This is a genomic window from Sulfurirhabdus autotrophica, assembly GCF_004346685.1.
Taxonomy (GTDB): Bacteria; Pseudomonadota; Gammaproteobacteria; order Burkholderiales; family SMCO01; genus Sulfurirhabdus; species Sulfurirhabdus autotrophica.
On record NZ_SMCO01000011.1, the window covers coordinates 18,265 to 37,266 of the forward strand.

A 19,002-nucleotide genomic window follows, 5' to 3' on the forward strand; every position below is an offset into this window, starting at 1 on the left:
ACTCGCCATCATGGTTTTAATTTTTTCAGTTTGCTTTTTATAAACGTTAGTCATGTGCTGTTTCTCCCAATCCGGCAAGTACCAGTTCTGCGGCACGTAGCACGGCGCGGGCTTTATTCTGGGTTTCTGTCCATTCACTTTGCGGCACAGAGTCCGCCACGATACCGGCACCGGCCTGCACATACAAAGTATCATCCTGAATAACGGCGGTTCGAATAGCTATCGCTAAGTCCATATCACCGTTAAAACCCAGGTAACCTACTGCACCTGCGTAAACCCCCCGTTTGCTGGGTTCCAGTTCGTCAATGATTTCCATAGCGCGCACTTTGGCTGCACCGGATACCGTTCCGGCAGGGAATGTGGCACGCAGCACGTCCATATTATTGAGACCTGCTTTCAGTTTTGCCTCTACGTTGGAAACAATGTGCATTACATGGGAATAGTGCTCGATGTTCATGTTTTCCGTGACTTTGACGCTGCCAGTCTGCGCGACGCGGCCAATGTCGTTACGCCCCAGATCCATTAACATAAGGTGTTCTGCCAGCTCTTTGGGATCAGACAACAGGTCTTTGGCTAATGCTTCGTCTTCTTCACGGGTAATACCACGAGGGCGGGTACCCGCAATGGGGCGAACAGTGACTTCATCGCCTTCCTGGCGCACCAGAATTTCCGGTGAGGCGCCGACCACATGAAATCCACCCATATCGTAATAGAACATATAAGGGGAAGGATTCAGACTGCGTAATGCGCGATACAGGGAAAGGGGTGAAGCATTAAATGGCTGGCTCATACGTTGCGACAGCACAACCTGCATGATGTCACCGTCAAAAATGTATTGTTTGGCACGTTCGACAGCAGCCTTGAAAGCGTCTTCACCAAATTCGGACAGCGCTTGTGCTGGCGCAACCGGTCTTTGCAATGGGGCATCTACCGGCTGATTCAGACTTCTGCCTAATTCATGCAAGCGTTGCTGAGCCAGCAAATAGGCATCAGGAACAAACGGGTCTGCATAAACGATCAGGTAGAGCTTGCCGGACAGATTATCCACTACTGCCAGTTCTTCTGACAGCAGCAGCAGGATATCCGGCATGTGAAGCGTATCGGGCTTGCTGGATTTGGATAGTTTGGGCTCGATGTAGCGCACGGTATCGTAACCAAAATAGCCTACCAGCCCACCCCCGAACCGCGGCAACCCGGGACGGGGTGAGACTTTGAAGCGCTGCATGTAGTCGCTGATGAAGGCCAGCGGATCAGAAACATCCTGCTGTTCCAGTATGCCTTCGTTATTTTCTACGGTGACCAGATGGCCATGGACTCTGATACGGGTTTTAGCAGGCAGTCCAATAAACGAGTAGCGGCCAAAACGTTCGCCACCCTGCACTGATTCCAGCAGGTAGGAGAAAGGCTGATTCGCCAGTTTAAGATAAACCGATAAAGGCGTGTCCAGATCGGACAACATTTCTTTTACCAGCGGAATCCGGTTGTAGCCCTGACGAGCCAGTTCGATAAATTTTTGTTCAGTCATGATTTTTCACCACAGAGACAATTAGACACAGAGAAAACGTTAAATACAAACCATCCGGCTTGCGCCAAACGCAAGCACAAAAAGACAGCATCGCCACGATGCCGCTTTTGTACTGATTTGTGCCTCTGTGCCTTTGTGGTTCATGCCATTAAGCCTTTTTAATGAGCTTGACTGCATCCAGCAGCGTTGGCACAACTGCATCCAGGTCCAATTCATCCACACTACGGCCACGGTTATAACCGTAAGGAACGCAGAACACATGGCACTTCGCGGCGCGTGCAGCCTGAGTATCATTGAGCGAATCACCGATCAGAAGCAACTCCTGCGGCGTAATACCGAAATGTTCGCAGGCATGTAACAGCGGCATTGGATCCGGTTTTTTCTTGGGCAACGAGTCACCAGAAAGTATCATCTCGAAATAATCGAACAACCCCGTAGCTTTCAATAACGGCACCGTGAATTTTTCTGCTTTGTTGGTAATACATGCCATACGATAGCCCGCCTGCTTCAGCGCTTGCAACCCTTCCACCACACCGGGGTAAGGCCTACTCTGGGCACTGACCACATCCATGTAGTGTTTCTCATAAATTGGCAGCGCGCGGCTGAATAGTTCAGCATCCGGTTCGGCTGTCATATCACGCACCAACACTCTTTTTACCAGTCGTGATACGCCATTTCCAATATAGCTTTTAACCGTGTCCAGATCAATTGGCGGCAATGCCAGTTCACTGGCCATGCGGGTGGCTGCTTCGGCCAGATCGGGAGCCGTGTGCAGCAGGGTACCATCCAGATCAATGACAACTGCTTTTACTGCAATGGGAAACTTGTCTTGCATTGAGTTTAACCTTTCTCACTACTGAAAACGCTTGTACATTTCCAGTCAGTTTAATTTGATAAATTAGGCTTTTGCCAGTTCAGCGCGCATAGCAGCAATGACTGTTTCGTAACGATGCGGGTCACTGTCTTTCCCTGCGCCGTAAACAGCTGAACCGGCAACAAAGGTATCAGCACCTGCACGGGCGATTTCGGCAATGTTGTTAACCTTTACGCCACCGTCCACTTCCAGCCAGATATCTTTGCCGGTTGCATCGATCATTTTCCGGACTGTACGCAATTTGTTCAGCGCTTCAGGGATGAATGACTGACCACCAAACCCTGGGTTCACTGACATGATCAGTACCATGTCCAGTTTTTCCAGAACGTGGTCCAGATAGTTCAGTGGCGTGCCTGGATTAAATACCATGCCGGCCTTGCAACCACATTCTTTGATCAAACCAATGGTGCGATCAATATGTTCGGAAGCTTCAGGGTGGAAAGTGATCATGTTGGCGCCAGCCTTGGCAAAATCCGGGATGATACGATCTACCGGCTTGACCATTAAATGCACATCGATCATGGCATCGGTCAGTGGGCGAATTGCTTCGCATACCAGTGGACCAATAGTCAAATTAGGGACGTAATGGTTGTCCATCACATCAAAATGGATGATGTCTGCACCTGAGGCGAGTACATCAGTAATTTCCTGGCCCAGTTTGGCGAAGTTTGCAGATAATATGCTTGGCGCAATTTTAAACTTGGACATGACATCCCCTATAAAGATTGAAAGTTTGATCAAACATAACTTCAAGTTGCATTATGTTTTTCTAAACGCAAAAACCTTTATTCTACCTTCAAATAGTTGCGCTGGACATAGGGCGCGATTCCAGAATCCATCAATTTATGCAAATCACTTGCGAGTTAACCGATTTTCGTGTGCAATAGCGTTATGGCTGATAGCAAAAAATACGAAATTACCGTGACACCCAAAACCGTTTTCATTCCCGAGCAATCGGATGAAGATAACGACCGTTATGTGTTCGCCTATACCATGACCATTACCAATACAGGTAACATGGCTGCGCAACTGATCAGCCGACACTGGTTAATTACAGATGCCGAAAATCAGGTTCAGGAAGTGCGCGGACTGGGTGTGATTGGAGAGCAACCGTTACTCAAACCGGGCGAGAGTTTTGAATATTCCAGTGGCACGGCCATTGCCACCCCTGTTGGCACCATGCGCGGAAGTTATCAGATGGTCGCTGAAGACGGTATTAAATTTGATGCAACCGTGCCTGAATTTACCCTGAGTATGCCGCGAGTACTGCACTAACCAGCACCTTTTGCGCTGCGGTCGGGCAGCCTTTTTTTCAATCAGCGCAAACCTTGATTTCCAGATTTCATGTCACTGAAATTCAGCTATTCTCTCATTGCCCCATTTTATGATGCCGCCATTGCCGGCGCATCAGCGAACATCCGTAAAAAAAACCTGCTAAACCTGCCTCAGAATGGCAACTTGTCCATCTTGATCAATGGCATTGGCACGGGACTGGATATTCCCTATTTGCCTCATGCGCACCACTACACCGGGCTGGATTTGACTGCCGCCATGCTGAAGCGGGCGAGCGCCAGAACTGGAGAATTGCGCATTGATTTAGTGCAAGGGAACAGTTTGACCCTACCCTTTTCAAATGAAAGCTTTGACCATGCAGTACTCCATTTGATTTTGGCGGTGGTACCTGACCCGCTGGCATGCCTGAGCGAAACCGCCCGGGTACTCAAGCCCGGAGGCAGCGTGCTGCTGCTGGATAAGTTTCTGAAGCCCAATCAAAAAGCCTGGTTTCGACGCGCACTTACCCCTTTATCTGCACAGATCGCTACGCGCATGGATGTGGTATTTGAAGATGTGCTGGCTAAAGTGCCACAACTTAAAGTTATTTCAGATGAACCCGTGCTTGCAGGGGGATGGTTTAGAGCCATTCACCTGATTAAAACCTAGGTTAAATTGCATTATTTAACCGGGGTAGGCATATTACGGATCAAATCAAGGCGGATTTTCACCATTTTTCCATCCTGATTTTTGACCAGCACATAATCCGCACCCTTTTCTTCCAATAAGTCCTGCGGAAAAACATTACCCATATAAGACATACCTGACTGCTCATCCTGCCAATGCAAATTCATGGACTCATTGCACATGATCGCAATCGTGAAGCGCTCATGAATAAAGTGGGGTACGGGGATGTAAGGTTGTGCCATAGCTGTTCTGATATAATCCCAAGATAATGCTTTGTAAACTTTTCACTCATTACTCTATCCAAAATTTCATGGAAAGCCAAATCAAAACCGCTTCACCCTTATTTGCCATCCTGATCCTGTTATTTGGCATCAGTGCCTGTACGACAGTTTCCAAACCGATGGTTGCCCCTCCGACTATCACCATTCCCCCAGTCGTAACTCCGCCGATTTCAATCAAACCTGAACCAGCTGCACCAACACTGCAAATAAGCGACTGGAAAGCTTTGCCTGGCTGGCAGGATGATAACCCGGCTACCGCCTGGGAGGCCTTTTTGCAAAGTTGTAACGGCCTGAAAAATCAGGCCGCATGGCAGCAAGTCTGTAAATCAGGGCAGCAAATTCAACACCCGGACAACCAATCCCTGAGACGTTTTTTTGAACAGAATTTCACCCCTTATCTGGCAACTAACCCAGATGGCACATCTCAAGGCATGATCACAGGCTATTACGAGCCTTTATTAAGGGGCAGCCGCACTCGCACTGCAAAATACCGCTTTCCGCTATATGGACCGCCGGACGATTTACTCAACATCGAACTGGCTGATGTTTATCCGGAACTGAAGGGCTTGCGGTTACGAGGCCGCATTCAAGGCAATAAAGTTGTGCCTTATTACAACCGTGCTGAAATTGAGAGCGCACAATCACCGCTGAAAGGAACAGAATTTTTATGGGTTGATGATCCTATCGACCTGTTCTTTTTACAAATTCAGGGTTCCGGCCGCGTGAAACTTGATAATGGCGAATCTGTGCGAATTGGATATGCCAACCAAAATGGCTTCCCCTATAAATCCATAGGCAAAGTGCTGGTTGAACGTGGCGAGCTGCCCCTTGAAAAAGCATCTGCACAAGGTATTAAAGACTGGACGATGAAAAATCCGGGGAAAATGTCCGAGTTATTAAACAACAATGCCAGTTATGTGTTTTTCCGGGAGATGCCGAATCATCAAAATGGCCCAACTGGATCCCTTGGCGTCCCCCTCACAGCCGGTCGCAGCATCGCCGTTGACCCCCGCTCCATTCCCTTGGGTGCACCGGTTTTCCTTTCCACCACCTGGCCTAACAGTACTAAGCCCCTTAGCCGTTTAGTGATGGCACAAGATACTGGTGGCGCGATCAAAGGTGGTGTCCGCGCTGATTTCTTCTGGGGTTTTGGTAATGAGGCGGGAGCACTTGCGGGCCGCATGAAGCAGCAGGGACAATTATGGGTATTATTGCCCAAGGGGTACCCGATTAGCGCTAATTAATTTACAGGTTTCGATGGGATACGAAGAATTTTTCTGTCTGGAATTGGCGCTTCGTACCGCACTCGCACCATAAAACGGCTTTTCACCTCCCTGCCTTCCCGTTTGGCAGGGGCAAAGCGCGCATTGCGGAAAGCGGCTATCGCAGACTCTTCAAAATAACCTTCCGGAATAGCATCCACCACGGAAACATCTTTCACCACACCCCGCTCATCAATCAAAATAAGCAATGTGACTTCACCTTCAATATTGGCAGCGCTGGCATCTTCAGGATATTCAGGGCTGATCGACTGCAAAGGCTTGGGTTGTTCATCCAGCTGTTTTGCAGGATAGAAAGTAGGGTCTTCCATTAAAGGAATATCCAGCGCAGGCAGACCAGACTTTTGCTCACTCAGCATACTGTCGCTTTGTTTTTGCTCTGACGCATCCGAAGACAGTTTTTGGGGTGGTGCAATGGCAGGTTGCGGCTCTGGCTCGGTTTTAGCCTGTTTGAGCGGCTCTACAGTTGGCATTGGTTTTTCTTTGACAACCGCTTCTTTTTTTATTTCCACTACTTCTTTTAACAGCACAGGGGCGGGCTTAGCATGAGGTTTTACCCCTTCCAGACGCGCTTCAATCACTACTTGTCTGGGCATATTTGCACCGCCTGGTTTGACCTTTATGCCATAAATAATACCCAGATGAACAACAAGAGAAAGCACTAATGCCAGCGCAATTCGCTGGATAGTTTCCCGACTGATTTTGTTGAAAGCAAAAGCACTCATCAGAATGATTGATCACGCAATATTGTCAGCCAGCCAGTCATCGGCAAGTACGCCTGTTCATCCAACATATAATCGCATCAAATTCAGTGTTATGATTTACAAAAATAATAAAAACCTTCTCACATTGACACGGAAAAACAGAAATGAAAACCAGCCTATTTGCTTTATTTTTTGCGTTCGTCTGCCAAAACGTATTGGCAGGCGACACGGTTACACTCAAAAAAATTTCCATCCAGTCCGGCGATATCGAAGTGCCTGCCGAGATTGCTACGCCAAAAGGTAACGGCCCCTTTCCGCCGGTATTATACATCCATGCCAAGCGAGGGTATGACGAAGTCGATCAGCGGCACATCACTACACTGGCAGAGCAGGGATTTCTGGTCTTGGCTCCCGATTGGCAGAGCGGCCGATTTATCGAGCGCTGGCCTTCTGCCCACAACCCTGCAACAGAAGACGATGTGGAAGCTGCACTAAACACCCTCCAAAAATTGCCGGATGCCTGCAAAATTCCTGTGGGCTATGTTGGCTACTCCCGTGGCGGCTATTATTCTATACGGCTTGCAGCAAAACGCGGCAAAGATATCGCTGCAATCGCCAACTACGCTGGCCATATGCAAAACCCCAACGCGCCAGAACCGGAACAACTTTTTAGTGTAGCGCCGGAGATTGCACAGATCACCACCCCCATGCTGTTTTTAATCGGTGAACAGGATTATGAATTGCGCCGCATGAATGGCGGGCGTGCTTTTTATGCACTATACGAACGTGGGGTGCCTGTAGAAATGCAATATTACCCTTTAGCACGTCGCGCTTTTGATTTCCGTAACGATCAAAGTCCGGAAGAAAAAATTGCGACCAAGCATGCGCGGGAGCGGGTTAAAGCGTGGCTTCTGAAATATATGAAAGTGGATAAGAACGGGAAATGTAGCTGAGGTTTTTCCGCTTAACCGCAGAGGCGCGGAGGCGCTGAGGGAAAGCGGTTTCGAGGTGCATTAGCTCGCGTCGGGTGAGGCCGTTAATGCGCTGATACAACATCCGGTGCAATTCGCTTTACTTATTGACACCCTACATCACGCCTTACATGCGTTGCCAGCCAGCAAGACTCTTGGCGACGCAGCAGCTATCCAGAATTTAAGTTCAATCATCTCAATTGTTGGTTATACTAATTTACAGCATTTACTAGTATAACCAACATAATCAGTTATACTAAAATTGTCTTGTAGTTAGTATAACCACCATGAACCATTACACGGAATTAACCAATACGGCACAAACCGCCTATGCGCAACTTGTTGATGCGGCATTATCTGCAGCGCATTTACGCTCGGTTGCAGATCTTTCTGGCTCCTTTGCGGCAAAGACGGTCAAGGGACACAAATATTGGTACTATCAGTACACCGAGCCGTCAGGGAAGTTGCGACAAGTTTTCGTAGGACCGGACAATGACGGGGTTAGAGCACTGATCGAGCGAAAAATACAACCCGCTTCCACTAAAGCGCTTGAACCACTTGCGCGTTCGGCTGAAGCCCTTGGTTGCGCCCCCGTGCTACCGCGCCATTTCAGGGTAGTACGCCGTCTGGCGGAGTACGGGTTTTTCCAAGCCGGAGGGGTGCTGATTGGCACGCACGCCTTTCTGGCATACGGCAACATGCTGGGGGTGAAGTGGGGTGATGCTTCTCGCACACAAGACATTGACTTCGCCCATGCAGGCAAGAGCTTGTCCCTCGCCTTACCTTCTAACATCGAGGTGCAAACGCATGATGCCATCCAATCGCTTCGAATGGGCTTCCTGCCTATTTCCGGGCTATCCTCCAAGGCTGGTGGCACTTACCTCATTCCGCAAGAGCCCGGATTCAGGCTGGATTTTCTGACGACGCTTCATCGAGGCGGCGAAAAACCTTACGAACATAAACAATTGCACGTAACCCTGCAACCGCTAAAGTTCATGGAGTTCTCACTTGAACAAGTACAACAAACCGTATTGTTCTGCAACGAAGGCGCGGTGGTAGTCAATATACCGCACCCCCTTCGCTATACCTTGGACAAGGTGCTGATATTTGGAGAACGCGAAGGTACATTTGCCGTAAAAGCAGGAAAGGATTTGCGGCAAGCGGCATCCCTGCTTTCTTATTTCAAGGAACATAGAGCGTGGGAAATCGAAGAGATTTGGAATGACCTGATTACACGAGGCAAGGGATGGACAACACGAGCGCACAGAGGAATTAAGGTGTTGGACAAAGAGTTCCCATCGCTTTGTTTGCATGATTTGTTAAAATTCCCGGATGCTTCGACCAAGTAAACGTTTAGATTTGATACCAGTTCAGAAATGCGTATAAAAGAAATATACGAGTATTCACACAAAATAGTTCACCGCAGAGACGCGGAGGCGCAAAGGAAAATGCTGTTTCGAGGTGCATCAACTCGCGTAGAGTGATCGATAAAGCGACGAATAAAACATCCGGTGCAATGCGCTTCGCTTATTGACACCCTACAAAACGCCTTGCGCGCTTCGCTTATTGCACACTACAACAAATTTTGCTTTTCCTCTGCGTCTCAGCGCCTCTGCGGTGAAGCAAAAATTTGAATTTTCTCTTACCAAGCAAAAAAAACACACTAAGCAAGTTTGCGCGCAACCATATCCACCAATGCAGACATGCCGTGATGCTTGGTGCCTTCTGCTATAAACTCTTCATGCTCCTGCAAATGCAGGATTTCCATATCGGCAAAATAATCCTGCAACATTTTTGGCGTATACAGATTTTCTACCTGCCCGGGGCCACCGGTTTTATATTCCAGCTGTTTCGGGGTGTAGCCTTGCAATATCAGCAAACCACCCGGCTTGAGTGCTTGCTTGATATGCTGGAACATTTTGGTGCGATCTTCCTGGGAAACAAACTGGATGAAGATGGCCACAATTACATCAAATCGGGCTTTTCCCCAATCCCAGCTGAGCAAGTTTGCTTCTTCAAACTGGATATCCACAGCCTTCTCAGCTGCCAATTTCTTGGCTTTAGCTTGCCCGATAGGTGAGATATCCACTGAAAGCACGTCCAGACCTTGCTGGGCCAACCATACGCCATTTCTTCCCTCACCATCGGCTACGGCCAGCACGTGCTGGCACGCTTTTAACAGTGGCTTTTGCGCAGCCAGGAAAACATTGGGCTCAGTGCCGAAAATGTAAGATTCACTATCGTAGTGTGAGTCCCAAACTTCGCGCATTATTATCCTTGAAAAATATAAGAAACAATTGATGAATGTAATTAAATTGGACCTAAACTATTTTGCTGAAGCCTCATTTAAATACTTCTCAATCTGGCTTGCAGGTAACGCACCTGGCACCCTACGACCATTCGCAAAAATCAGGGCTGGCGTACCATTCACCTTCAGTTTTCCACCCAATTCAGCTATTTTATCCAACGGGGTATTGCATGTAGCTACATTTTTAGGTTCAATCCCATTTAACATCAGATCAGTCCACGCTTTAGCTCGATCAGGGGAACACCAAACCGCCTTGGCTCTTTCACCAGCATTAGGGTGTAACGAGGCGATTGGAAAAAGAAATGTGTAAATAGTGACATTGTTCAAACCTTCCATCTCTTTCTCAAGTTTTCTGCAAAATGGACAATCAGGATCAGAGAATACAACCAACTTGCGTTTGCCATTTCCTTTAACAATTTTGATAGCCAAATCCAATGGCAGCGTATTAAAATCAACTTTAAGCAAATCCTGCATACGGGCTTCAGTTAGATTAGCCTTGCTCTTAGTTTCTACTAATGCACCCGCAATGAAATAATTCGCTTTTTCATCCGCGTATAAAATCTGCCCATCAACTACAATTTCATACATACCCTTAATAGGTATTTTAGTAATACTCTGCACTTCGACACCGTAACGTTCTTGCATTGTCTTCTTGATAGCCGCTTCATCAGCTTGCGCTGAACAAGCCAGCAAAAAGACTGGCAGAGCAATGGCAAATATTTTTTTAAGCATAAAATTTCCTAAAGATTAATGATGCATGTAAATGAAGTTAACTCAGGGCATGCCGCATGAGCTGATTTTTAATCCATCCTTGTTTGTTCGTCAGTTTCAATCCAACATTCCGCACTTGCCGCAGCAAGTCACTTTCATTATTAAACAGTTTTTGCAGCCCATCTGTGACCAATTGCATCGCTAAAATATCTTCTTTACGGGCGCGATCGTAACGCCTCAGCAACTGATAATTTCCGCAATCGTGTTGCGGACCACGATCAATCAGCACTTCTGCCAGTTTCTGCGCGTCATGAAAACCCAGATTGACCCCTTGTCCGGCCAGTGGATGCACATTATGGGCAGCGTCACCAATCAGTGCAATACGTGGTTTGACTAAAGAGTCCAATCTTAACAGCCGCAATGGAAACGCAGCGGGGGGGGTCACCAGTTGCATGTTCCCCAAGGCGCTATTACCCGCCTCACGCACGGCATTGCAGAACTCACCTTCAGGCAATGCCATCAATGCTTGTGCGGATTCATCCCAAGTAGACCAGACAATGGAGATTTGGTTCTCTGGCAGCGGCAACCATGCTAACACACCGTCGTGACGAAACCATTGCCGGGCGATATTTCCATGGTGTTTTTCTGTAGCAAAGTTGGCCACTACGCCCATCTGTTGATAAGGCTTGGGATTAGCCTCAATGCCCGCTTGACTGCGCACCCAGGAGTTAGCTCCGTCTGCCGCCACGATCAAATTGGCTTTCAGACTGGTTCCATCCTGCAACTGGAGGGTTGCAAAATCCTCATTGATCTCAAGTGATTCGCAGTTTGCCGGGCAAAAAATACGGAGGTTTTCCTGCTCTGCCAGTGCTTGCCATAGTGCATGCTGCAGCAAACGGCTTTCCAGTATGAATGCCAGTTCCGGCATACCTGCTTCGTAAGCGCTGAAATCTAATTGTGCTGAGGCCGCATCGCCGCGAATATGCATGTCGTAAACAGGTGCTACGCGATTAGCATCCAGTGTTTGCCAGATAGCCAACCGGGACAAAAACTTTACGTTACCCGGGCTGATGGCATAAATCCGGCTGTCCCAGCTTCCTTCTTTGGGTGGCTGTTGAGAAACCTGATTTTCAATCAAGGCCAGCTTGAGGCCGCTGCCTTTTAAAGAACGGGCAAAAGCTGCCCCTACTAACCCAGCGCCCACTATGATGATGTCGAATTCCATCTCCCCGTCCACATTCATCCCCGTGCCCCGAAGATCATTTTTCTTGCGACCAGACTTTTCAGCGGGGGCAATAAATCCAATCCGATTAATGCGGCTCCCCTGCTATGGTGTAACAATGGATTGTCATTTGAAAACACCCGCACCAGCGCATCGGTAAATAAAATACCGCCTGCTGTATCCATTCGCCGTTTGCTACTGTAATGCGCCAGCATTTCAGCACTACCAATATTTGACGGCGATACATGCAAGATTTCAGTTGCCAACTCCCATGCATCACGCAAGCCCAGATTGAACCCCTGCCCTGCAACTGGATGTAACATTTGCGCAGCATTGCCGAGCGCCACTTTGCGCGGGCCTGTTACCGGTTTTGTATAGCTGAGAGAAAGCGGGAAACTGGCGCGGTGACCTGCCTGAACAAAACCGCCTAACCGGTCACCAAAATGGGCGTGCAACCTGTGCATAAACGCTGTGTCGTCCAGCTGAAGTATGGCCTCTGCCGCTTCTGGCGTAGCAGTCCATACCAACGCAAAACCATCTCCAGAAGGCAACAATGCCACCGGCCCATCTGGCGTAAAGCGCTCGTAGGCGACTTGTTTATGTGGCAACTCTGTTTTTACCTGGGCCACGACTGCAGTTTGCCGGTAGTCCCTAACATGGCGCTCTGCCCCGGAAACTCCGCTCTGGTTGCGCCCGCCATCGGCAAGCGCCAGTAGCCGCGCTGTCACTTGATGTGATGCGCCCTGAAAATCAAAATCAGCTACGGCATAACTTTGTGTAGCACGGGTTTGGGTAACCTGCGCCCCTGTCAGATAATGCACATTGCTTTGCAGCAAGGCTTCATGTAACGCCTGATCCAGCGCAGCATAGTTCACTACGTAACCCAGCGCAGGAATCCCTTCTTGTTCGGCACTCAAGACTGAACGCCCAAGCCCGCCTTCATGGGAAATATGAATCGTTTCAATAGACGTTGGCTGGGGCAATGCAGACCAGATACCCATGCGTTCTAAGATCAATTTGCTGCCGTAAGAAAGCGCGAGGGTACGCGGGTCGGGTTTGCGGCTGAAATCATGACGCGCTTCGAGCACCATCACCTGCAACCCACTGGCTTTGAGCGCAAGTGCCAAGGTGGCGCCAACCGGTCCACCACCTACGATAAGCACATCTACATGGTCAATCATGTCGCATCAGCGATTCAATTTCGCTAACCGTTTTTGGCGCAGCAGCGGTAAGCACTTCGTTACCCTCTACCGTTACTAATATATCGTCTTCGATACGAATTCCGATATTCCAGAAGGCTTCCGGCACATCATCACCCGGCCGCACGTAACAGCCCGGCTCTACCGTCAAGGCCATGCCGGGTTGCAGTTCACGCCACTTGCCTTCATGTTTGTATTCGCCGGCATCATGCACATCCAGTCCCAGCCAGTGACCTGTACGGTGCATGTAAAACCGCTTGTAATCACCTGATTCGATCACGGCATCTACAGTACCCTTGCATAGCCCGAAATCGATCATCCCTTGTGCTAATACTTTAACGGCTGCCTGATGGGGCTCATCCCAGGTGTGTCCGGAGACAGAGACAGCAATCGCTGCTGCCTGAGAGGCCAGCACCATTTCGTAAAGGTCTTTCTGGGCTGGACTGAATTTACCGCTCACTGGGAACGTACGGGTGATATCGGCAGCATAGCCACCCATTTCACAACCTGCATCAATCAACAGCAAATCACCACTATTTAAGGGTGCATTATTAGCTATATAGTGCAGCACGCAGGCGTTGGCTCCCCCAGCGACGATGGAAGTATAAGCGGGGGACTCAGCACCATGACGACGAAATTCGTGCATCAGTTCGGCTTCTATTTCGTATTCGTTTCGTCCGGGACGAGTTGCTAGCATGGCGCGACTATGAGCGCCCGTGGAAATTTCTGCAGCACGACGCATAAGATGAATTTCTTCCGGCCGTTTGATCAAGCGCATTTCGTCCAGAGGAACCCGTATATCGCGAATTTCCGATGGCGCGACGACGCCGGAGCGCGATTGTTCCCGCACACGATTCAACCACGCTACCATGCGTTCGTCCCAGTGACTGTCTACACCGATACCATAAAACATCGTCGGTTGATCAGCCAGCAGTTTGGGCACGAGTTCATCCAGTTTGGAAATGGAATAAGTTTCATCAAATCCAAACGCTTCGCGCGCTGCTTCTGGGCCATAGCGAAAGCCATCCCAAATTTCACGTTCCATGTCTTTATCACGACAAAACAGGATACTTTTGGGAATATCACCTGCCACCAGGACCAGCACTGACTCAGGCTCGGCAAATCCTGTCAGGTAATAAAAATAGCTATCAAAGCGGTAGGGGTAGTGGCTATCCCGATTACGCAAGCGCTCAGGCGCTGTAGGAATGATAGCGATACCCTGCCCCATCAGATCGCTCAAATGGTGGCGCCGTTCTTGATAACGTTTTATGTCGGTCATTCCTGATCTTCCTCTTGATCTTCATCCTGATATTGAGAGTCCAGCAGTGTTGCCCACTGATTTTCCAGTATCTCTAGGGGCGGAACGATCAACGTATGCAGCCTGATCATCAATTGGCTAAAACTCGCCAATTCACTTCCGCCATCCACATCTTTGGCCGCACGCTCCAATTGCAACAAGCTGTCTCGCAGATTAAAGGATGAGCCTAATGCATTCTTTACCCGCTCACGTGGATGGGGTATCCATTCCCGGTCAGCGGCAAGAGATTTCAGTTTTTCACCTAAATCCAGTGTTTTTTTGCGCAATTTTCCCATTGCGCCCAGCCGTGTAGATTTGACATCCCCCCACACAGTTAATTCCATCAATGCAAGCCAGGCTTGCTTCAGTTCATTGGCCCATTGAGGGTCCAGTGTAACGGATTTTCTGACTGCTTCAGCGTCCATGCAGCGACTCATCCAGTTGTTTCAGCCGTTCAGGCGTCCCTACATCAACCCAGCGCCCCGCATAATATTCACCAGTGACTTTGCCAGATGCCATGGCCGCGCGCAATAATGGCGCCAGTTTAGCCTTGCTGCCGCGCACTATCCCATCGAACAACTCAGGCGAATACACGCCTATGCCGCTAAACGTCAGCATGGATTCACTTGATTCCACAACCTTGCCATTCTGCAATCCAAAATCGCCTGCTCCATTGTGTTCCGGGTTAGCTACCAATACCAAATGCGCCAACTGGTGACTATTAAGCGACACTTGCTCGTCGTACTTTGCTGCTACATTTGAAAAATCATAGTCGCAGAAAATATCCCCGTTCACCACCAGAAAAGGCGCATCACCCAACAAAGGTAAAGCATTGGCAATGCCACCAGCGGTTTCCAGTGCCTCCACTTCTGAAGAATAGCGAATGCTCACCCCAAAACGACTGCCCTCTTCCAGACTGGCTTCAATTTGCCCGCCAAGATGAGCATGATTGATCACCAGCTCCCTGAATCCGGCCTTAGCCAGCCTTTCAATATGCCACACGATGAGCGGTTTGCCGCCCACTTGCAGCAATGGCTTGGGAGTGGTGTCGGTCAAAGGACGCATACGTTCGCCCCGCCCGGCTGCCAGTATCATGGCCTTCAATTGAAGGCACCGTATAATGAAGAACAACCCATCAGAAACTATACCCTACACTGGTTTCAGACGCGCCTTCCAGTTTATCCAGCAACCTGATGAGTGGTACCAGCTCACGATAACGCGTACATGCCTTGCGTAAATAGTCGGCCACCAGCGGCATATCCTTGATATAGCCATCTTTGCCATCGCGGTGGAAAAGCCGTGCAAAAATGCCTAATACTTTGATATGGCGCTGCACTCCCATCCACTCAAAGTCGCGATAAAACTCTGCAAAATCTTGCTGCACAGGCAAGCCCGCTTTTCTGGCTTTTTCCCAATAGCGGATCACCCAATCCAGGACCTGTGCTTCTTCCCACTGAATATAAGCATCTTTAAACAAAGACACCAGATCGTAAGTAATGGGGCCATAGACCGCATCCTGAAAATCCAGTATGCCGGGATTGGGTTTGCTCACCATCAAATTACGCGAGTGGTAATCCCGATGCACAAACACTTTCCCCTGCACCAGATTATTACTCAGCACACTTTCAAAAACAGTGTTTAGCACGGCATTTTCTTCATCACTGAGAACATGCTGCAAATGCTTGCTGATATACCATTCCGGCAACAAGTTCATTTCACGGGTTAACAATGTCGCATCATATTCGGGCAGCACGTTGGGGCGACTGCCCTTTTGAATCTGAATCAGCGCATCAATGGCATCTCCGTACAAATCATCCGCATTTTCATCATTCAGGACCGAAAGATAAGTCGCATTCCCCAAATCCGTCAGCAACAAAAAACCTTGCTCTAAATCCTGTGCCAACACTTCCGGCACATGTACACCTGTCTCGCCAAAAAGTTTGGATACAGCTATAAATGGCTTGCAATCCTCGTGCGAAGGGGGCGCATCCATCAAAATGTAGGTTTTTTCTGCTACCGTAGCACGAAAATAATGTCGAAAGCTGGCATCGGCTGAAGCCACTTCCAGCCTTGCTGTAGCGCTGGGAAATTGTTTTTGCAACCATTCCTGGCGCATTTTTGTACGTATCAAAAGAAGTACCTGCATTGCTTAAATGTTAGAATTATGCGATTTTATCATTTATCCTTGCTTAACTAACAATAATGCAAACTATCCGTTTATCACCCATTGCACTGGCTCTGCTATATCTGTATCCGACAAGCGCCCTGTCTGCAACCAATTTGCCACTACTCAAAGTTGACCCTGCATTGTTGCAGGCGGCAGAGCCGACTGTGCAAACAAAAAAAACACCCGACCCCAGTAGCCCCCCCAAGCAGCCAGTTTCAGCAAAACCCATAAATACAGAGAATTCAGGCACAGCAGCAACAGTTCCACCCGCAAAGTCTGTACAAACGGACTCTGGTGTTGGCCAACCACCCAAAACTACGTCGCCGACCCTTGACCCGGCAAACGCCCCTATTATTCTCTCTGCAGACCAAATTAAAGGTCACCAGGATCAGGAAGTAGAAGCGTTTGGCAAAGTTGAAATGCAAAAATATGATAAGACACTGTTCGCTGAACACCTTACTTACTCTCAGCCAACTGATGAACTGTTTGCCGAAAAAAATGTGCGGATTGAGCAAAAAGGCAACATTATCACCGGGCCAGAGCTGAAACTGAAGTTGGACACCAATGTGGGTTACATGGAAAAACCAGCTTATGAACTGGCCGGTACCCATGCAAGGGGAACCGGGGAAAGACTGGAATTTCAGGGAGAAGATAAATTCCAGATAAAAGATGCGTCTTACACCACTTGCCCTGTGGGGCAGGATGACTGGTTTATCCATGCCGGCAACCTTGATCTTGATCGCACTTCGCAAATCGGCACTGCGCATCATGCTTACATAGAATTTAAAGGCGTCCCCATTTTGTATACCCCCTGGCTGGAGTTTCCGCTAAATAATCAGCGGAAATCCGGCTTGCTTACCCCTAGTTTTGGTAGCAGCGGCAATAGCGGGCTGGAAATCACGACACCTTATTACTGGAATATAGCGCCTAATTACGATTTAACATTAAGTCCTCGCCTCTTATCCAAGCGTGGCTTACAGATTGGGTCTGATTTTCGTTATCTGCAACCCACTTACGCCGGTTCGGCACAGTTTGAATATCTACCCAATGACCGCGTTGCAAATATCAATCGTTATGCGCTTAACCTGCAGCACGCTCAAAGATTTGATTACAACTGGTCAGGCAGCCTCAATATACAAAAAGTGTCAGACGACAACTACTTCCGTGACTTAAGTACCCGGCTGACGAATACCACGCAAACCAACTTGCCAAGAGAAGGGGTATTAAGTTACAACGGTGGCGGTTGGTGGGGCTTTTCTGCACGCGTACAACGTTTCCAGACATTACAAGATCCGCTTGCTCCAATCGTCCAGCCGTATCATCGCACTCCGCAATTGACGCTGACAGCATTGAAACAGGATATCTATGGCACCGACATCGGGCTGACCAGCGAGTTTGTCAATTTCAACAATCCTGCGCCGACGGCTCTACAGCCAGACGGAAAGCGCTTTACCATTTATCCGAGCATCAGCTTGCCTTTAAACAACAGCTTTGCTTACATTACACCCAAGATAGGGGTGCATTACACTCATTACACCCTGGACAAAAACCAGACATCTTTCCCGGACTCGACACGTACAGTACCTATTATCAGCGTAGACAGCGGCATGGTGTTTGAGCGCGACGCCAACTTTTTGGATAAAGCATATCTGCAAACGCTGGAACCGCGACTTTATTATCTGCGTGTTCCTTATCGCGACCAGAGCCAGATTCCCAATTTTGATTCAGGGATTGCCGACTTTAACTTTGCCCAGATTTTCTCCGAAAATCAGTTTACCGGTGGCGACCGCATCAGCGATGCCAATCAGCTGACCACGGCACTTACCACACGTTTAATAGAACCTGAAACCGGATTTGAACGCGTAAGGGCTGCGATTGGTCAGCGCTTTTACTTTAACGAGCAACAAGTTACGCTAAATGCACCCGCACGTAACACCAAAACATCGGATTTTCTGGCCGCGCTGAGCGCTCAGATTTCATCTGCTTGGTCTTTGGATGCCGGCTGGCAATACAACCCCAATCAGCACCTGACTCAGAAATCCAGTTTCAGCACACGCTACCGGCCGGAGCCTGGCAAGGTTATCAACATGTCTTATCGATTTACGCGTGACAGCCTGAAACAAATAGATCTTTCTACGCAATGGCCGTTGAGCGGAAATATTTCCGGATTGGCGCGTTTGAATTACTCCCTGCTTGACAGTACCATTGTGGAAGGGCTTGCCGGCATTGAATATAGTGCAGGTTGCTGGGCGTTCAGAGTCGTGGCACACCGCATAGCAACAGCCACGGCCCAGTCTTCCAACTCGATTTTCCTGCAACTGGAATTGAACGGCGTAAGCCGTTTAGGGTCCAATCCGCTGGATACACTAAAGCAAAACATATCTGGTTATACCAAAACAAATGAATAAACCAGTATGTCATCCTCACTATTTTCATTAAAGACTAAATCATGAATTCAGTTACAAAACACACGTCCACCAAGCTCATCACAGCATTAGGTATTG

At 48.7% G+C, this 19,002-nt stretch carries 19 protein-coding genes; 6 read left to right on the forward strand and 13 right to left on the reverse strand.

Annotated features, from left to right (window positions below; genetic code table 11):
• Nucleotides 1-46 precede the first annotated feature (46 nt).
• From trpE to rpe, 3 genes are all read right to left on the reverse strand, one after another.
• Nucleotides 47-1,525, reverse strand: a complete 1,479-nt coding sequence (trpE, locus tag EDC63_RS11230) for an anthranilate synthase component I (protein WP_124946150.1) — start codon at nucleotides 1,523-1,525, stop codon at nucleotides 47-49.
• 148 nt (nucleotides 1,526-1,673) lie between these two features.
• Nucleotides 1,674-2,360, reverse strand: coding sequence for a phosphoglycolate phosphatase (locus tag EDC63_RS11235; RefSeq protein WP_124946151.1), 687 nt, complete (start codon nucleotides 2,358-2,360; stop codon nucleotides 1,674-1,676).
• A gap of 63 nt (nucleotides 2,361-2,423) precedes the next feature.
• On the reverse strand, nucleotides 2,424-3,107 hold the full coding sequence (gene rpe, locus EDC63_RS11240) for a ribulose-phosphate 3-epimerase (protein WP_124946152.1): 684 nt from the start codon (nucleotides 3,105-3,107) through the stop codon (nucleotides 2,424-2,426).
• A gap of 183 nt (nucleotides 3,108-3,290) precedes the next feature.
• Here rpe and apaG point away from each other — a divergent pair, with 183 nt between their 5' ends.
• Complete coding sequence (gene apaG, locus EDC63_RS11245) at nucleotides 3,291-3,674, forward strand: Co2+/Mg2+ efflux protein ApaG (RefSeq protein WP_124946153.1); 384 nt, start codon at nucleotides 3,291-3,293, stop codon at nucleotides 3,672-3,674.
• A gap of 69 nt (nucleotides 3,675-3,743) precedes the next feature.
• On the forward strand, nucleotides 3,744-4,340 hold the full coding sequence (locus EDC63_RS11250; RefSeq protein ID WP_124946154.1) for a class I SAM-dependent methyltransferase: 597 nt from the start codon (nucleotides 3,744-3,746) through the stop codon (nucleotides 4,338-4,340).
• Between the two features lie 11 nt (nucleotides 4,341-4,351).
• Here the strand turns inward: EDC63_RS11250 and EDC63_RS11255 are convergent, their stop codons facing one another.
• Nucleotides 4,352-4,600 (reverse strand): hypothetical protein, encoded by a 249-nt coding sequence (locus EDC63_RS11255; RefSeq protein WP_124946155.1) that lies wholly within the window; start codon nucleotides 4,598-4,600, stop codon nucleotides 4,352-4,354.
• Between the two features lie 68 nt (nucleotides 4,601-4,668).
• Here EDC63_RS11255 and mltA point away from each other — a divergent pair, with 68 nt between their 5' ends.
• A complete protein-coding gene (mltA, locus tag EDC63_RS11260; protein ID WP_124946156.1) occupies nucleotides 4,669-5,883 on the forward strand; it encodes a murein transglycosylase A in 1,215 nt (404 codons plus the stop codon).
• Here the strand turns inward: mltA and EDC63_RS11265 are convergent.
• Nucleotides 5,880-6,644, reverse strand: coding sequence for an energy transducer TonB (locus EDC63_RS11265; protein WP_124946157.1), 765 nt, complete (start codon nucleotides 6,642-6,644; stop codon nucleotides 5,880-5,882). The two genes, mltA and EDC63_RS11265, sit on opposite strands and share 4 nt — an antisense overlap.
• A 143-nt stretch (nucleotides 6,645-6,787) precedes the next feature.
• Between EDC63_RS11265 and EDC63_RS11270 the strand changes: the two genes are divergently transcribed.
• The gene (locus EDC63_RS11270; RefSeq protein ID WP_124946158.1) at nucleotides 6,788-7,576 is read left to right on the forward strand and encodes a dienelactone hydrolase family protein; all 789 of its coding nucleotides are present in this window, start codon (nucleotides 6,788-6,790) and stop codon (nucleotides 7,574-7,576) included.
• Nucleotides 7,577-7,881: 305 nt separating this feature from the next.
• Complete coding sequence (locus EDC63_RS11275; protein WP_124946159.1) at nucleotides 7,882-8,943, forward strand: GSU2403 family nucleotidyltransferase fold protein; 1,062 nt, start codon at nucleotides 7,882-7,884, stop codon at nucleotides 8,941-8,943.
• Between the two features lie 314 nt (nucleotides 8,944-9,257).
• Here the strand turns inward: EDC63_RS11275 and EDC63_RS11280 are convergent, their stop codons facing one another.
• From EDC63_RS11280 to EDC63_RS11315, 8 genes are read right to left on the reverse strand one after another with little or no spacing between them, the layout of a single operon-like run.
• Nucleotides 9,258-9,863, reverse strand: coding sequence for a class I SAM-dependent methyltransferase (locus EDC63_RS11280; RefSeq protein WP_124946160.1), 606 nt, complete (start codon nucleotides 9,861-9,863; stop codon nucleotides 9,258-9,260).
• Nucleotides 9,864-9,920: 57 nt separating this feature from the next.
• Nucleotides 9,921-10,634 (reverse strand): DsbC family protein, encoded by a 714-nt coding sequence (locus EDC63_RS11285; RefSeq protein WP_124946161.1) that lies wholly within the window; start codon nucleotides 10,632-10,634, stop codon nucleotides 9,921-9,923.
• Nucleotides 10,635-10,671: 37 nt separating this feature from the next.
• Nucleotides 10,672-11,856 carry a UbiH/UbiF family hydroxylase gene (locus EDC63_RS11290; protein ID WP_223248256.1) on the reverse strand — a complete coding sequence of 395 codons (1,185 nt, stop codon included), beginning with the start codon at nucleotides 11,854-11,856 and terminating at the stop codon, nucleotides 10,672-10,674.
• Nucleotides 11,853-13,016, reverse strand: coding sequence for an FAD-dependent monooxygenase (locus tag EDC63_RS11295; RefSeq protein ID WP_124946162.1), 1,164 nt, complete (start codon nucleotides 13,014-13,016; stop codon nucleotides 11,853-11,855). The genes EDC63_RS11290 and EDC63_RS11295 overlap by 4 nt, the downstream gene beginning before the upstream one ends.
• Nucleotides 13,009-14,313 carry an aminopeptidase P N-terminal domain-containing protein gene (locus tag EDC63_RS11300; protein WP_124946163.1) on the reverse strand — a complete coding sequence of 435 codons (1,305 nt, stop codon included), beginning with the start codon at nucleotides 14,311-14,313 and terminating at the stop codon, nucleotides 13,009-13,011. The genes EDC63_RS11295 and EDC63_RS11300 overlap by 8 nt, the downstream gene beginning before the upstream one ends.
• Nucleotides 14,310-14,756 (reverse strand): hypothetical protein, encoded by a 447-nt coding sequence (locus EDC63_RS11305; protein WP_124946164.1) that lies wholly within the window; start codon nucleotides 14,754-14,756, stop codon nucleotides 14,310-14,312. Before EDC63_RS11305 ends, EDC63_RS11300 begins: the two co-directional genes overlap by 4 nt.
• Nucleotides 14,746-15,435 carry an N-acetylmuramate alpha-1-phosphate uridylyltransferase MurU gene (gene murU, locus EDC63_RS11310; protein WP_124946165.1) on the reverse strand — a complete coding sequence of 230 codons (690 nt, stop codon included), beginning with the start codon at nucleotides 15,433-15,435 and terminating at the stop codon, nucleotides 14,746-14,748. Before murU ends, EDC63_RS11305 begins: the two co-directional genes overlap by 11 nt.
• A 31-nt stretch (nucleotides 15,436-15,466) precedes the next feature.
• Nucleotides 15,467-16,462: an aminoglycoside phosphotransferase family protein gene (locus EDC63_RS11315; protein ID WP_370685871.1), complete on the reverse strand. Its 996-nt coding sequence runs from the start codon at nucleotides 16,460-16,462 to the stop codon at nucleotides 15,467-15,469.
• 71 nt (nucleotides 16,463-16,533) lie between these two features.
• Between EDC63_RS11315 and EDC63_RS11320 the strand changes: the two genes are divergently transcribed.
• Nucleotides 16,534-18,906 carry an LPS-assembly protein LptD gene (locus tag EDC63_RS11320; RefSeq protein WP_124946166.1) on the forward strand — a complete coding sequence of 791 codons (2,373 nt, stop codon included), beginning with the start codon at nucleotides 16,534-16,536 and terminating at the stop codon, nucleotides 18,904-18,906.
• The last annotated feature ends 96 nt before the right edge of the window (nucleotides 18,907-19,002 follow it).

Coding starts and splice junctions, on each gene's coding strand:
- EDC63_RS11270 (WP_124946158.1), top strand. CDS start 6,788: ATGAAAACCAGCCTATTTGCTTTATTTTTTGCGTTCGTCTGCCAAAAC.
- EDC63_RS11300 (WP_124946163.1), bottom strand. CDS start 14,313: ATGACCGACATAAAACGTTATCAAGAACGGCGCCACCATTTGAGCGAT.
- trpE (WP_124946150.1), bottom strand. CDS start 1,525: ATGACTGAACAAAAATTTATCGAACTGGCTCGTCAGGGCTACAACCGG.
- EDC63_RS11235 (WP_124946151.1), bottom strand. CDS start 2,360: ATGCAAGACAAGTTTCCCATTGCAGTAAAAGCAGTTGTCATTGATCTG.
- mltA (WP_124946156.1), top strand. CDS start 4,669: ATGGAAAGCCAAATCAAAACCGCTTCACCCTTATTTGCCATCCTGATC.
- EDC63_RS11250 (WP_124946154.1), top strand. CDS start 3,744: ATGTCACTGAAATTCAGCTATTCTCTCATTGCCCCATTTTATGATGCC.
- EDC63_RS11285 (WP_124946161.1), bottom strand. CDS start 10,634: ATGCTTAAAAAAATATTTGCCATTGCTCTGCCAGTCTTTTTGCTGGCT.
- EDC63_RS11320 (WP_124946166.1), top strand. CDS start 16,534: ATGCAAACTATCCGTTTATCACCCATTGCACTGGCTCTGCTATATCTG.
- EDC63_RS11265 (WP_124946157.1), bottom strand. CDS start 6,644: ATGAGTGCTTTTGCTTTCAACAAAATCAGTCGGGAAACTATCCAGCGA.
- EDC63_RS11290 (WP_223248256.1), bottom strand. CDS start 11,856: ATGAATGTGGACGGGGAGATGGAATTCGACATCATCATAGTGGGCGCT.
- EDC63_RS11305 (WP_124946164.1), bottom strand. CDS start 14,756: ATGGACGCTGAAGCAGTCAGAAAATCCGTTACACTGGACCCTCAATGG.
- rpe (WP_124946152.1), bottom strand. CDS start 3,107: ATGTCCAAGTTTAAAATTGCGCCAAGCATATTATCTGCAAACTTCGCC.
- EDC63_RS11255 (WP_124946155.1), bottom strand. CDS start 4,600: ATGGCACAACCTTACATCCCCGTACCCCACTTTATTCATGAGCGCTTC.
- apaG (WP_124946153.1), top strand. CDS start 3,291: ATGGCTGATAGCAAAAAATACGAAATTACCGTGACACCCAAAACCGTT.
- EDC63_RS11280 (WP_124946160.1), bottom strand. CDS start 9,863: ATGCGCGAAGTTTGGGACTCACACTACGATAGTGAATCTTACATTTTC.
- EDC63_RS11295 (WP_124946162.1), bottom strand. CDS start 13,016: ATGATTGACCATGTAGATGTGCTTATCGTAGGTGGTGGACCGGTTGGC.
- EDC63_RS11275 (WP_124946159.1), top strand. CDS start 7,882: ATGAACCATTACACGGAATTAACCAATACGGCACAAACCGCCTATGCG.